This is a genomic window from Geobacillus subterraneus, assembly GCF_001618685.1.
Taxonomy (GTDB): Bacteria; Bacillota; Bacilli; order Bacillales; family Anoxybacillaceae; genus Geobacillus; species Geobacillus subterraneus.
Window position 1 is genome coordinate 533,695 of the sequence record NZ_CP014342.1, and the last position, 13,725, is coordinate 547,419.

12 protein-coding genes are annotated in these 13,725 nt (G+C 53.8%); all 12 read left to right on the forward strand.

What is annotated here, in order from left to right; genetic code table 11:
- Positions 1–181 precede the first annotated feature (181 nt).
- The 12 genes from GS3922_RS02555 to ytxC all read left to right on the forward strand — a co-directional run bounded on the left by GS3922_RS02555 (position 182) and on the right by ytxC (position 13,500).
- Positions 182–889, forward strand: a complete 708-nt coding sequence (locus GS3922_RS02555) for a response regulator transcription factor (RefSeq protein ID WP_063165041.1) — start codon at positions 182–184, stop codon at positions 887–889.
- The gene (gene pnpS, locus GS3922_RS02560; protein WP_063165042.1) at positions 882–2,633 is read left to right on the forward strand and encodes a two-component system histidine kinase PnpS; all 1,752 of its coding nucleotides are present in this window, start codon (positions 882–884) and stop codon (positions 2,631–2,633) included. The genes GS3922_RS02555 and pnpS overlap by 8 nt, the downstream gene beginning before the upstream one ends.
- A 64-nt stretch (positions 2,634–2,697) precedes the next feature.
- Positions 2,698–5,334, forward strand: a complete 2,637-nt coding sequence (polA, locus tag GS3922_RS02565) for a DNA polymerase I (RefSeq protein ID WP_063165043.1) — start codon at positions 2,698–2,700, stop codon at positions 5,332–5,334.
- A 220-nt stretch (positions 5,335–5,554) separates the two neighbouring features.
- Positions 5,555–6,379 (forward strand): DNA-formamidopyrimidine glycosylase, encoded by an 825-nt coding sequence (mutM, locus tag GS3922_RS02570; protein WP_063165044.1) that lies wholly within the window; start codon positions 5,555–5,557, stop codon positions 6,377–6,379.
- A gap of 27 nt (positions 6,380–6,406) precedes the next feature.
- Positions 6,407–7,012: a dephospho-CoA kinase gene (gene coaE / locus GS3922_RS02575; protein WP_063165045.1), complete on the forward strand. Its 606-nt coding sequence runs from the start codon at positions 6,407–6,409 to the stop codon at positions 7,010–7,012.
- A 116-nt stretch (positions 7,013–7,128) separates the two neighbouring features.
- On the forward strand, positions 7,129–8,157 hold the full coding sequence (locus GS3922_RS02580) for a glyceraldehyde-3-phosphate dehydrogenase (protein ID WP_063165046.1): 1,029 nt from the start codon (positions 7,129–7,131) through the stop codon (positions 8,155–8,157).
- 402 nt (positions 8,158–8,559) lie between these two features.
- A complete protein-coding gene (gene speD / locus GS3922_RS02585) occupies positions 8,560–8,934 on the forward strand; it encodes an adenosylmethionine decarboxylase (protein ID WP_020960856.1) in 375 nt (124 codons plus the stop codon).
- Between the two features lie 123 nt (positions 8,935–9,057).
- Complete coding sequence (locus tag GS3922_RS02590; RefSeq protein WP_063165047.1) at positions 9,058–9,456, forward strand: aminotransferase class IV; 399 nt, start codon at positions 9,058–9,060, stop codon at positions 9,454–9,456.
- A 67-nt stretch (positions 9,457–9,523) separates the two neighbouring features.
- On the forward strand, positions 9,524–9,985 hold the full coding sequence (gene nrdR / locus GS3922_RS02595; protein WP_063165048.1) for a transcriptional regulator NrdR: 462 nt from the start codon (positions 9,524–9,526) through the stop codon (positions 9,983–9,985).
- Positions 9,986–10,089: 104 nt separating this feature from the next.
- Complete coding sequence (locus GS3922_RS02600) at positions 10,090–11,481, forward strand: replication initiation and membrane attachment family protein (RefSeq protein WP_063165049.1); 1,392 nt, start codon at positions 10,090–10,092, stop codon at positions 11,479–11,481.
- Positions 11,482–11,492: 11 nt separating this feature from the next.
- Positions 11,493–12,434, forward strand: coding sequence for a primosomal protein DnaI (dnaI, locus tag GS3922_RS02605; RefSeq protein ID WP_063165050.1), 942 nt, complete (start codon positions 11,493–11,495; stop codon positions 12,432–12,434).
- Positions 12,435–12,624: 190 nt separating this feature from the next.
- Positions 12,625–13,500 carry a putative sporulation protein YtxC gene (ytxC, locus tag GS3922_RS02610; protein ID WP_063165051.1) on the forward strand — a complete coding sequence of 292 codons (876 nt, stop codon included), beginning with the start codon at positions 12,625–12,627 and terminating at the stop codon, positions 13,498–13,500.
- Positions 13,501–13,725: the final 225 nt, after the last annotated feature.

The window sequence follows — 13,725 nt, forward strand, 5'->3', positions numbered from 1 at the left end:
CTCGTCCCTTGTTGACAAAACGATCGTTATCCTCTCCGAAAACGGCAAACAAAGGGTTAGAGGCTGTTCTTCGCGGGTAAGCCGACCGTCGAAAGAACAGCTTCTTTCATTTTTTGACGAGTTAAAGCACGAATTATGGTATGATAAAAACGGGAGATATTGGACGGAATGGAGGCGTAGCATGGGGAAGAAAATTTTAGTTGTCGATGATGAGCAGCCGATTGTGACGCTTTTGTCTTACAATTTGGAGAAAGCCGGTTTTCAAGTCGCCGTCGCCTACGACGGCGAAGAGGCGCTTGCCAAGGTGGCGTCTGAGCAGCCGGCGCTGATCATTTTGGACTTGATGCTGCCAAAGCTTGACGGTGTCGAAGTGTGCAAACAGCTCCGCCAGCAGCAAATCATGACGCCGATTTTAATGTTGACGGCGCGGGACGATGAATTTGACAAAGTGCTCGGCCTTGAGCTTGGCGCGGATGATTACATGACGAAACCGTTCAGCCCGCGCGAAGTCGTCGCGCGTGTGAAGGCGATTTTGCGCCGCACCGAGTTTGTCCCTGCGGTGGCCGAATCGGGCGAACGGATCGTCATCGGCGAGCTGGAGATTTTTCCGGAGCGATACGAAGCGGTGATCGGCGGCAAGCCGCTTGAGCTGACGCCAAAAGAATTTGAGCTGCTTCTTCACTTGGCGCGGCATAGAGGACGGGTGCTGACGCGCGATCAATTGCTCAGCGCGGTCTGGAACTACGACTTTGCCGGCGATACGCGCATTGTTGACGTCCATATCAGCCATTTGCGCGAGAAAATTGAGGAAGATACGAAAAAACCGGCGTACATTAAAACGGTGCGCGGCCTCGGCTACAAATTGGAGGAGCCGAAGCGGCATGAATAGCTTCCGCACCCGGCTTCTATTTTGGCTCGTAACGCTCATTGTCACCGTCTTGATCGCCCTTGGCCTTTTGCTCGGGCAAGTGCTCAAGGACTTTTACGCCGAGACGATGAACAAACGGATGGAAAAAGAAGCGAAAGCGCTCGCCATTTTGCTTGAAAATGAGCCGCTTGAGCAAATTCGCGCGGACTTGAAGGAAATGGGGGATGAGCTGTCGTCGCGCATCACGGTGCTCGATCGCCAAGAGCGGCTGCGGTTTGACAGCGGGCGCATCGCGGCGATCAGCGACGAAGACCACGAGCGCATCATCCGCACCATTTTGCACAAAAAGCAGTTTCCCCGCTTTTCGGTGATCGAGAAAGCGAACGACGTGTACTACTATATTGCGCCGTATGGGCGCGGCGGCGAGCGGGGCGGATATGTCATTTTAAGCACGCCGACGAGTTCGCTGAAAAAAGTGAACCAGCAAATTTGGGGCGTGCTCATCAGCAGCCTTGGCATGGCGCTCGTCGTTATCGTTGCTCTCGGCTGGAAGATCGCCAACCAATATATGAGGCCGATTGAGGCGGCGACCAAAGTGGCGTTTGAGCTCGAAAAAGGCAATTATGCCGCTCGGGTGCCTGATGGCGAATATAAAGAAGCCGGCATGCTTGTCCGCTCCATCAACCGGCTTGCCCGCAACTTGCAGGAAATGAGCCGGGCGCGGGAAATTCAAACCGACCGGCTCCATACGCTCATCGAAAACGTCGGCAGTGGCTTGTTGTTTATCGACCACCGCGGGCATATCCATTTGATCAACCGCGCATTCCAAACGTATTTTCATCTTGAGCCGTCCGCCTGTTTGTACCGTCCGTATGCCGATGTGCTGCCGCACCGCGACATTGTCAAGTTGATCGATGATATTTTTATCACCGAAACAGCGATGCGCCGGCACATGCGGTTGACGATCGGCATTGAACGGAAGCATTTCGACGTGTACGGCGCCCCGATTATCGGGACGAACGCGGAATGGAAAGGGATCGTCGCAGTGTTCCATGACATTACCGAATTGAAGCGGCTCGAGCAAATTCGCAAGGACTTTGTCGCTAACGTTTCCCACGAGCTGAAAACGCCGGTCACCTCCATTAAAGGGTTCGCCGAGACGCTGCTTGACGGGGCGATGAAAGACGAAGAGGCGCTAGAGCACTTTTTGACGATTATTTTAAAGGAAAGCGAGCGGCTGCAAACGCTCGTTGAAGAGCTGCTCGATTTGTCGAAAATTGAGCAGCACGGATTTCAGCTGCTGCTCGATGACGTTAACGTCGCCGAAGTGACGGCCGAGGCGGTGGCGGTGTTTCGTCAAAAGGCGGAGGAAAAACAAATCGACTTGCGCGCCGAAGCGCCGCCAGGGCTTGTCATCCGCGGCGACCGAAATCGGCTGAAGCAAATTTTGCTCAACTTGCTCGCAAACGCCATCGCTTATACGCCGGAACATGGGCAAGTGGCCGTCGAAGCGGAAGAAAACGAGCGGGAAGTGCTCATTCGGGTAAAAGATACGGGCATTGGCATTGAAGAGAAGGAAATCCCCCGCATTTTTGAGCGTTTTTACCGCGTTGACAAGGCGCGCAGCCGCGATTCCGGCGGAACGGGGCTAGGTCTTTCAATCGTCAAACATTTGGTGGAGGCTCATCACGGCCATATTACGGTAGCGAGCGAAGTCGGGCGCGGCACCGTGTTTACGATTCATTTTCCAAAGCCGGAGCGGTAGCCGGCTTGTTTTTTATGGCGGGCCGCCGGCATGGTACAATAGAACAAGGAGCGTTCGAGGAGGGATGAGATTGAAGAAAAAACTCGTTTTAATTGACGGCAACAGCGTGGCGTACCGCGCCTTTTTCGCCTTGCCGCTTTTGCATAACGACAAAGGCATTCATACGAATGCGGTTTACGGGTTTACGATGATGTTGAACAAAATTTTGGCCGAAGAACGGCCAACCCACTTGCTGGTGGCGTTTGACGCCGGAAAAACGACGTTTCGCCATGAAACGTTTCAAGAGTATAAAGGCGGGCGGCAGCAGACTCCCCCGGAACTGTCTGAGCAGTTTCCGCTGTTGCGTGAGCTGTTAAACGCGTACCGCATCCCCGCTTATGAACTCGATCGTTATGAAGCGGACGATATTATCGGGACGCTTGCCGCCCGCGCTGAGCAGGAAGGATTTGAAGTGAAAGTCATTTCCGGCGACCGCGATTTAACCCAGCTCGCCTCCCCTCATGTAACGGTCGATATTACGAAAAAAGGGATCACCGATATCGAGCCGTACACGCCGGAAACGGTCGAGGAGAAATACGGCTTGACTCCGGAGCAAATGGTCGATTTAAAAGGGCTGATGGGCGATAAGTCGGACAACATCCCTGGTGTTCCGGGCATCGGGGAAAAAACAGCGGTCAAGCTGCTGAAGCAGTTTGGCACGGTCGAAAACGTGCTCGCATCGATCGATGAGATCAAAGGGGAAAAGCTGAAAGAAAACTTGCGCCAGTACCGCGATTTGGCGCTCTTAAGCAAACAGCTGGCGGCCATTCGCCGCGACGCCCCGGTTGAGCTGTCGCTAGATGACATCATCTACGAAGGGCAAGACCGGGAAAAAGTGATCGCGTTATTTAAAGAGCTCGGGTTTCAGTCGTTTTTGGAAAAAATGGATGCGCCGACAGCCGAAGACGAGACGCCGCTTATGGAGATGGAGTTTGTCATCGCTGACGGCATCACTGACGAGATGCTGGCCGACAAGGCGGCGCTTGTCGTTGAGGTGATGGAAGAAAACTATCACGATGCCCCGATTGTCGGAATCGCGCTAGTGAACGAGCACGGGCGTTTTTTCCTGCGTGCGGAGATGGCGCTTGCGGATTCGCAATTTTTGGCCTGGCTTGCCGATGAGACAAAGAAAAAAAGCATGTTTGACGCCAAGCGGGCTGCAGTTGCCTTAAAGTGGAAAGGAATTGAACTGCGCGGCGTCGCCTTTGACTTATTGCTCGCTGCCTATTTGCTCAACCCGGCTCAAGATGCCGGCGATGTTGCTGCAGTGGCGAAAATGAAACAATATGAAGCGGTGCGGCCGGATGAAGCGGTCTATGGCAAAGGCGCCAAGCGGTCGCTGCCCGACGAGCCGACGCTTGCTGAGCATCTCGTCCGCAAAGCGGCGGCCATTTGGGCGCTGGAACGGCCGTTTCTGGACGAATTGCGAAGCAACGAGCAAGACGGGTTGTTAATCAAGCTCGAGCAGCCGCTGGCAACCATTTTGGCTGAAATGGAGTTCACTGGAATAAAAGTGGATACAAAGCGGCTTGAGCAGATGGGTTCCGAGCTCGCCGAGCAGCTGCGTGCCGTCGAGCAGCGCATTTATGAGCTGGCCGGTCAAGAGTTTAACATCAACTCGCCAAAACAGCTCGGGATCATTTTATTTGAAAAGCTGCAGCTGCCAGTGCTGAAGAAAACGAAAACGGGCTATTCGACCTCGGCCGATGTGCTTGAGAAGCTCGCGCCCCACCATGAAATCGTCGAAAACATTTTGCATTACCGCCAGCTTGGCAAGCTGCAGTCGACGTATATCGAAGGATTGTTGAAAGTTGTGCATCCGGATACAGGCAAAGTGCATACGATGTTCAACCAAGCGCTGACGCAAACCGGGCGGCTCAGCTCGGCTGAGCCGAACTTGCAAAACATCCCGATTCGGCTCGAAGAAGGGCGGAAAATCCGCCAGGCGTTCGTCCCGTCAGAGCCGGACTGGCTCATTTTCGCCGCCGATTACTCGCAAATCGAACTGCGCGTCCTCGCCCATATCGCCGATGACGACAATTTAATCGAAGCGTTCCGGCGCGATTTGGATATTCATACAAAAACGGCGATGGACATCTTCCATGTGAGCGAAGAGGAAGTCACGGCCACTATGCGCCGTCAGGCAAAGGCGGTGAATTTCGGCATCGTTTACGGCATCAGCGATTATGGGCTGGCGCAAAATTTGAACATTACGCGCAAAGAAGCCGCCGAATTTATTGAACGTTACTTCGCCAGCTTTCCGGGCGTGAAGCGGTATATGGAAACCATTGTGCAAGAAGCGAAACAGAAAGGATATGTAACGACGCTGTTGCACCGGCGCCGCTATTTGCCTGATATTACAAGCCGCAACTTCAACGTCCGCAGCTTTGCTGAGCGGACGGCGATGAACACGCCGATTCAAGGAAGCGCCGCTGACATTATTAAAAAGGCGATGATCGATTTAGCAGCGCGGCTGAAAGAAGAGCGGCTGCAGGCGCGCCTGTTGCTGCAAGTGCATGACGAGCTCATTTTGGAAGCGCCAAAAGAGGAAATGGAGCGGCTATGCCAGCTCGTTCCGGAGGTGATGGAGCAGGCGGTTGCGCTCCGCGTGCCGCTGAAAGTCGATTATCATTACGGCCCGACATGGTATGATGCCAAATGAGGTGTATGTGCCCGGGCGCCAACCGGTAATGCGTGCAGGCTGCTGCTAACCGAAAAAACTTCCCCTAGCCGCGGGCTGAGGCCAATATGGAAAGATGCCGAGTCGGCGTCAATCAAGAGAACCGTCCTTGCCCGATTCGGGACGCCGGCGGGCGGCAAGGAAGAAGCCGGCATGTTTGTGAGTGTACAGACAAACGAGCAAAAAGAAAGGAGGGGGCGTGATGCCGGAATTGCCGGAAGTGGAAACGATCCGCCGCACGCTGTTGCCGCTTGTTGTTGGCAAAACGATTGCAGATGTCGAAGTGTTTTGGCCGAACATCATCCGCCATCCGCAAGATCCGAAGGCGTTTGCCGCAAGGCTTGCCGGACAGGCGGTGCGCGGCATCGATCGGCGCGGGAAATTTTTGAAGTTTTTGCTTGACCGCGATATGCTCGTTTCCCATTTGCGCATGGAAGGGCGTTACACCGTCGCCGGCGCACATGAGCCGCTTGATCCGCATACGCACGTCGTGTTCCGCTTCACGGACGGCAGCGAACTCCGTTACCGCGATGTACGCAAGTTCGGAACGATGCATGTGTACGCGAAGGAGGAGGGCGACCGCCGGCCGCCGCTTGATCAATTGGGGCCGGAGCCGCTGTCCCCGGCGTTTTCCCCGTCCGTATTGGCGGAACGGGCTGCGAAAACGAAGCGGACCGTGAAAGCGTTGCTGCTTGACCAAACGGTCGTCGCTGGGTTTGGTAACATTTACGTTGATGAATCGCTGTTTCGCGCCGGCATTCTTCCCGAACGGTCGGCCGCTTCGCTGACGGACGAAGAAATTAAGCGGCTGCATGAACAGATGGTCGCAACGATCGGCGAGGCGGTCATGAAAGGGGGAAGTACGGTGCGAACGTACGCCAACACGCAAGGGGAAGCCGGCACGTTTCAGCATAGCTTGTTCGTCTACGGCCGCAAAGGGGAACCGTGCAAACGGTGCGGAACCCCGATTGAAAAAACGGTCGTCGCCGGCCGCGGTACGCACTATTGTCCGCACTGCCAACGGTAGGCGGCAAATAAAAAGGAGAGAAGTTCAATGGCATTAACGATCGGGTTGACCGGCGGAATCGCAAGCGGCAAAAGTACGGTCAGCGCCATGATGCGTGAACTCGGCCTTCCGGTCATTGACGCGGATGAGGCGGCGCGCGCTGTCGTCGAACCGGGAGAAGAGGCGTATCGGCAAATCGTCGCCGTCTTCGGTCCGGACGTTTTACAGGAGAACGGCGAGATCGACCGGGCAAAACTCGGGGCGATCGTCTTCAACAACGAACAAGAACGGAAAAAGCTGAACGCCATCGTCCATCCGGCTGTGCGCCGAAAAATGCTTGCGGAAAAAGAGAAGCTCGTCCGTTCCGGGGCCAAAACGGTCGTATTGGATATTCCGCTCTTATTTGAAAGCGGACTGACCGATTGGGTAGACAGGGTGCTTGTTGTTTACGTCGACGATGATGTCCAGCTTCGCCGCCTCATGGTGCGAAACGGCTTCACCGAGGAGGAAGCGCTCGCCCGCATCCGCGCCCAGTGGCCGCTCGAAGAAAAAGTGAAACGGGCCGATGCGGTCATTGACAATAACGGAACAATGGAAGAGACGCGCCGACAGCTATTGTCGATTTTACAACAATGGGACGCCTTGGAAAAATAGGCGTCTTTTTTGTTTCTTTTTTGCCATTTTGTTCTCCACATTCCCGAAAAATATGATATACTATTTGTATAGATATGAATAAATAGTATAACATATATGAGAGGAGAACAAGGTGAATGAAGGCGAAAGTGGCGATTAACGGATTCGGACGAATTGGACGGATGGTATTCCGGAGAGCCATCGATTCCCCTGATCTTGATATTGTGGCGGTCAATGCCAGCTATCCGCCCGAAACGTTAGCCCATTTAGTGAAATATGACTCGAACCACGGCAAGTTTGACGGGGATGTCGCCCCCTTAGAAGACGGCCTGCTTGTCAACGGCAAAAAAGTGAAGCTATTAAACTCGCGCGATCCGCAGCAGCTGCCGTGGAAAGAGCTTGATATCGATATCGTCATCGAAGCGACCGGCAAATTTAACGCTCGCGAAAAAGCGAGTCTCCACTTAGACGCCGGGGCGAAGCGCGTCATTTTGACCGCCCCGGGCAAAAATGAGGATGTGACGATCGTCGTTGGCGTCAACGAGCAGATGCTTGACATCGACCGCCATTTCATCATTTCGAACGCGTCGTGCACGACGAACTGCCTGGCGCCGGTTGTCAAAGTGCTTGACGAGGCATTCGGCATTGAAAACGGGCTGATGACGACCGTTCATGCCTATACGAACGACCAAAAAAATATTGACAACCCGCATAAAGATTTGCGCCGCGCCCGTTCATGCGCGCAATCGATCATCCCGACGACGACCGGGGCCGCAAAAGCGCTTGGCTTAGTGTTGCCGCATTTAAAAGGAAAGCTTCACGGCATGGCGCTGCGCGTCCCGACACCGAACGTCTCGCTTGTCGATTTGGTCGTCGACGTTAAGCGGGATGTGACGATTGATGAAGTGAACGAGGCGCTGCTTCGCGCGGCCAACGGTCCGTTGAAGGGCATTTTAGATTTTACGATGGAACCGCTTGTGTCGATTGATTTCAACACGAATCCGCATTCAGCGATCATTGACGGTTTGTCGACGATGGTCATCGACGGACGGAAGGTGAAAGTGCTCGCTTGGTACGATAACGAATGGGGCTATTCGTGCCGCGTTGTTGACTTGGCCCGTCTTGTCGCCGCCAAAATGAATGAGCGTCTGCACGTCAATGCGTAATGACTCCGCCGGCCATCCGCCGGCTTATTTCATCATCCCGAACCGGGAAAAGCCCCGCTTCTTGGCGTGACTGTAGGCAGGAGAGCGTACCGCGGCCAGTTGCCTGAAAGTGCACCGCAAGGCCCATCCGATCCGCTTTTGAAAGCGCCCCGGCCGACGTCGATCGGCTTGGGCGTTTTTTCCTTTTCTTATGTAAAAAAAATTAAAAAAGCCTGTTGCAAAAACCCCCTAAACAAAGTATACTATGTTTCGTGAACTTCTTAAGGGCAAAGGTAATGTGACTACTTAAAGGGTTAGGACCTCTTAGGACTAACTTTCCCCCGTGGTAGTTATACATGCCATTTTGCAAACGACAATCTGTTTTTTTATTTGAGAAAATTGGTTCAAAGGGGGATTCTTTGCATGGATACGATGGGTCGTCACGTTATCTCGGAACTTTGGGGATGCGACTTTGACAAACTGAATGATATCGATTTTATTGAAAAAACGTTCGTCGACGCCGCATTAAAGTCAGGGGCGGAAATTCGCGAAGTCGCGTTCCATAAATTCGCTCCACAAGGCGTAAGCGGAGTCGTCATTATTTCAGAATCGCATTTAACGATTCACACGTTCCCCGAACATGGCTATGCGAGCATTGATGTGTATACATGCGGCCATTTAGACCCGACGATTGCCGCTGACTACATCGCGGAAAAGCTCGGCGCGCAAACGCGGGAAACGATCGAACTTCCGCGCGGCATGCGTCCAATCGAAGTGAAAAAGGCGCACGCGCTGTAATTGGATAATGATAAACCGAAAGGAGCGTAAGCGGAACGCTCCTTTTTTTGCGCCCTCGGCGGTGCAACAGCGGTGAAAATCATGGTATGATGGAAGAAAAAGAACGACTAGGGAGACGTGGCTATGAGCGTGTGGAAAAAGTTGAAGTATGCGTTGACAAACCATTGCGAAACGCGGGAAACCCATGAAGACCCCGAGCTGCGAAGCCATTATTATAAGGCGACGAACCGCGCTGTCATCGATGCGGTCAAGGAGCTGCTCTCGTCGCTGCCCGGCGCCGAGCTCGTTTCTGTTTCCGAAGAGCGCGGCGAAATTTGTGCGCAAACAAAGCGCGGCAAAAAGTTGTTCATCGTCGCTACCGTCATTTCCGTGCGGCCGTTTGAAACGGCGGTCGATTTTTCCGTGACGACGGAGACGAAGCTGTTGCCGTTTGATTTCGGCCGCAGCCGGGCGGTGATCCTTGAGCTGTACCGGAAGCTTGATGCTCGCCTGCCATATATCGGCTCCGGGTTAAACAGCTAAGTATGGCTTGTCTGCTTCCCGCCATTCCGGTATGATAGAAAATAAGAAGACAAACGGAGTGAATGTTATGCGATGTCCGTCATGCCATCATCAAGGCACGCGCGTGCTTGATTCGCGTCCGGCCGAGGAAGGCCGTTCGATCCGCCGCCGGCGGGAGTGCGAACAATGCCATTACCGGTTTACGACGTTTGAGCGGATCGAGGAGCCGCCGCTCATTGTCGTGAAAAAAGAGGGAACGCGAGAGGAATTCAGCCGGGAAAAAATTTTGCGCGGCTTGATTAAAGCGTGCGAAAAACGGCCGGTGGCGCTCGAGGAACTGGAAAAAGTGACGCAAGAAATCGAGCGTGAGCTGCGCAACCAAGGTGTATCGGAAGTGAAAAGCGAAACGATCGGCGAAATGGTCATGGAGCGGCTGTCGCGCATCGATGAAGTGGCCTATGTGCGCTTCGCTTCCGTCTATCGGCAGTTTAAAGACATTAATGTGTTTATCGAAGAACTAAAAGAGCTGATTAAAAAAGGACAGCGGTAAAAGGGCTTTGGCGTTAGGCGGCAAGCCCTTTTTTCAACGGTTTTTCGGGCAGGAAAGGAGAGAGACGGGTTGAAACAACTACGGCGGAATGGAAGGTCGGGACGATGGAACACCATTGGAAAGAACTGATTGCCGTCGACCGGTACACGGTGCAAAGCCGCGGAATCGTGCATGATGTGGATCGGAAAGTGTTGACGATGCTCTATCAGCCGCTCATTGGCTATCGCGCGCTCGCGCTTTATATGACGCTTTGGGGGGAGCTTGAGCTGCTCGGCGGACGGGAAGCGACCCATCACCGGCTAATGGCGCTGATGCAATGCGGGCTGCCGGACATTTACAGCGAACGGCTGAAGCTTGAAGGAATCGGACTGTTGAATACATATGTCCGCGCTTTGGAAACGGAAGAGACGAAACAGTTTCTTTACGAGCTGCGTCCGCCGTTGGCGCCTGATCAGTTTTTCCGCGACGAAATGCTCAGTGTCTTTTTGTATCGGCAAGTCGGCCGCCATTTGTTTGCTCGACTGAACGAGTTTTTTGCCCGCCCCTCGGTCGACGAGACGAAGTTTACCCGGGTGACGCGCTCGTTTTCCGATGTTTTTTCATCCGTCCAAGCGGAGCAAATCGTCGCCGGTTTCGGCGAAGAAGCGAGACATGAACTCGAGCCGCCGGACGGGAAGGTGCACATCGGACGGGATGAGGCAGCGTATGCGCTCGATGACGGCGTGTTTGATTTTGATCTGTTTTTTGCCGGATTATCGAAACAGATGGTGCCGCGCCGGGCGGTGACGGCGAAAGTGAGAGAGGCGATCAAAAGGCTGGCCTTTTTATACGGCATTCCGCCGCTTGAAATGCAAAAAATCGTCCTTGGCGTCATCGATCCGGCGTACCATATCGATATTGATGCGCTGCGCCAGGCGGCGCGCGAATGGTATGAGCTTGAGCATGGGGGCGCCGCGCCGCGGCTTGTCGAACGGGTGCAGCCGCTCGCCCACCGGACGATGGAGAGCGTCGAACCGCGCACGAAGGAAGAGCTGTTAATGAAGCAGCTCGAAACGATTTCCCCGCGCCAGCTGCTGAAAGAAATTGCCGGCGGTGCGGAACCGTCGCTGGGCGATTTGCAGCTGATTGAAGACATTATGTTTCAGCAACAGCTCCTCCCCGGTGTCGTCAACGTATTGATTTATTACGTGATGCTGCGGACGAATATGAAACTATCAAAAAAATATGTCGAAAAAATTGCCAGCCATTGGGCGCGCAAAAAAGTGCGGACGGTCAAAGAAGCGATGGAGCTGGCCAAAGAGGAAGCAAAGACATACCAAAATTGGGCGAATGAGAAGGAAAAAGGAACACGGACTGTGCGCAAGGTTGTGCGTACAGAAATCGTTCCCGATTGGCTGAAGATGGATTACAGCCAACCGGACGACGACGACTTTGATGTGGAACAGGCGCGCAAAGAGCTTGAAGAACGGCTGAAAAAATATCGTGATGGATCGTAGGTGTAAAAGTGATGGAACGAGTAAACCACTTGTTGCAGCGGCTGCTTGGCAACCAAGGGTTTAAGCAGCGTTACGAACAAATGAGGCGCTATATTTTGACACATCCGGACGTGCAGCCGTTTTTGCGGGCGCACGAGCAGCGGCTGTCAGACGATATGGTTGACCGCAGTTTGATGAAGCTGTATGAATTTATCGAGCAAAGCCGGCACTGCCGCCAATGCCCGGGGCTTGAGCAATGCCCGAACATGCTGCCGGGGTACCACCCGAACTTGGTGATCGTCGGCGGGCGGATTGACACCGAGTATGACCGCTGTCCCAAAAAAGTGCAAGACGACGAGCGGAGGCAGCAGGAATCGCTGATTCAAAGCATGTTTGTCCCGCGGGAAATTTTAAACGCCTCACTGTCTGACCTTGACCTTAGCGATGACGGGCGGATTAAAGCGATCAAGTTCGCCGAGAAGTTTGTGACAGAATACAAACCGGGAAAAAAAATGAAAGGGTTATATTTGCACGGATCGTTTGGCGTCGGCAAAACGTATTTGCTTGGGGCGATCGCCAATGAGCTCGCCAAGCGAAACATTCCGTCGCTCATTGTCTATGTGCCGGAGCTGTTTCGTGAGCTGAAACATTCGCTTCAAGACCAGACGATGAACGAAAAGCTCGATTACGTGAAAAAAGTGCCTATTTTGATGCTCGATGATCTCGGCGCTGAGGCGATGTCAAGCTGGGTGCGCGACGATGTGCTCGGCCCGATTTTGCAATACCGGATGTTTGAAAACTTGCCGACCTTTTTTACGTCCAACTTTGATCTGCAGCAGCTTGCCCATCATTTAACGTATTCGCAGCGCGGCGAGGAGGAGAAGGTGAAGGCGGCGCGCATCATGGAACGGATTCGCTACTTGGCGTACCCGATTGAACTGACCGGGCCAAACCGCCGCGAGCAAAACGGCTAATCGACGCGCCGCATTCTCGCAACCCTTGTCCGCTCTTTGCCATCGGCTCCTGAAAACAGGGCGCCGATTTTTTTGTCTGGCCGCGCTTAGGTGAAACGACGCTAAGCTTTGCGCTTTTTTTAGTCTAAACGGCCGGTTGTCCCCATATATATAAACCAAGCATTGATCTCGGACGAAGGGGGGACAGCGGGTGATCGAAATCCATTTTGACGAGGCAAGCGAGGCGGAGAAATTGTTTTGGCTGCTGAATGAACGGAAACGGGATGCGTGTCCGCTGTTTCACGCCGCCTATGACGGAAACAACACCGTGGCGGTTTACATACATGGTGAGGAGAAGCACGTGCTTGAGAGGCATATCATACCGGCCATGACGGCGTTTGTGCAGGAAATGGTGGAAGATCGGCTGCTTTTATCGATCATCTCTGACGTCTTTTATTTCCGTGATGTGGAAGAACAGCAGCAAATTTTAGCGCTCGCCCATTCGTTTTTGGACGGCGAGCGGCGCGACTACCGGAAAGGGGCGGCGTTTGCCGCTTCGCGCGCGGCTCTTGTGCGCGGCGCGTTCGCTTCCTTTTTGCGCGATGGGCTGTCGTTTTCGTTTTCTTCCTTTGTCACGTTTCGGTTAAAGCCGTATATGGAGCGCCTCCAACATTACGTCGAGCTGGCGATTGACGAATACAAACTGGAGCAGGAATACCAAACCTTTGTGCAAATGCTGCGCGACTGTCTTGCCTCCCGGACGCCGAAATGGACGCGCCTCTATTTAGTGCACGATCCGCCGCGCTTTTTGTTTTATGACAGCGACCGACGCGAATTGTCAACGGCTGAAGTGAAGCAAATGATTGACCGCCACCTCGTCTTCAGCCAGCCGATGTACATCGATTCTTCCGTGCTGGCGCCGCTTGTTTCGCTTGCCCCGGCTGAAATCGAGCTGTACACGGACCACCCGGATGACGGCATGGTGCAGACGATGCAAAACGTGTTCCAAGAGCGGCTTCGCCTCCGGCGGCGCGCCGATTTTCTCCGCCCGTCTCCCGCCAGCGCGGGAAAGCGGGAAGAATCTTGATTTTTCCTGTTGTTTTCGCTATAATGACGTCATGAAAATGAATGAACACAAGCGATGATGAGGACATGGGCGCATTTTTACGGTTTCCAGAGAGGGAAGGCAGCGGCTGGAACCTTCCTAACACGAAAAATGTGCTTACCCCCTCAGAGCTGCGGCAGCGAACGCAACGCCCAGTAGTTGCCGCCGGCGGACGGCCGTTATCGGTGTTGAGCCATGGCGTTGGTT

Coding starts and splice junctions, on each gene's coding strand:
- GS3922_RS02555 (WP_063165041.1), top strand. CDS start 182: ATGGGGAAGAAAATTTTAGTTGTCGATGATGAGCAGCCGATTGTGACG.
- pnpS (WP_063165042.1), top strand. CDS start 882: ATGAATAGCTTCCGCACCCGGCTTCTATTTTGGCTCGTAACGCTCATT.
- polA (WP_063165043.1), top strand. CDS start 2,698: ATGAGATTGAAGAAAAAACTCGTTTTAATTGACGGCAACAGCGTGGCG.
- mutM (WP_063165044.1), top strand. CDS start 5,555: ATGCCGGAATTGCCGGAAGTGGAAACGATCCGCCGCACGCTGTTGCCG.
- coaE (WP_063165045.1), top strand. CDS start 6,407: ATGGCATTAACGATCGGGTTGACCGGCGGAATCGCAAGCGGCAAAAGT.
- GS3922_RS02580 (WP_063165046.1), top strand. CDS start 7,129: ATGAAGGCGAAAGTGGCGATTAACGGATTCGGACGAATTGGACGGATG.
- speD (WP_020960856.1), top strand. CDS start 8,560: ATGGATACGATGGGTCGTCACGTTATCTCGGAACTTTGGGGATGCGAC.
- GS3922_RS02590 (WP_063165047.1), top strand. CDS start 9,058: ATGAGCGTGTGGAAAAAGTTGAAGTATGCGTTGACAAACCATTGCGAA.
- nrdR (WP_063165048.1), top strand. CDS start 9,524: ATGCGATGTCCGTCATGCCATCATCAAGGCACGCGCGTGCTTGATTCG.
- GS3922_RS02600 (WP_063165049.1), top strand. CDS start 10,090: ATGGAACACCATTGGAAAGAACTGATTGCCGTCGACCGGTACACGGTG.
- dnaI (WP_063165050.1), top strand. CDS start 11,493: ATGGAACGAGTAAACCACTTGTTGCAGCGGCTGCTTGGCAACCAAGGG.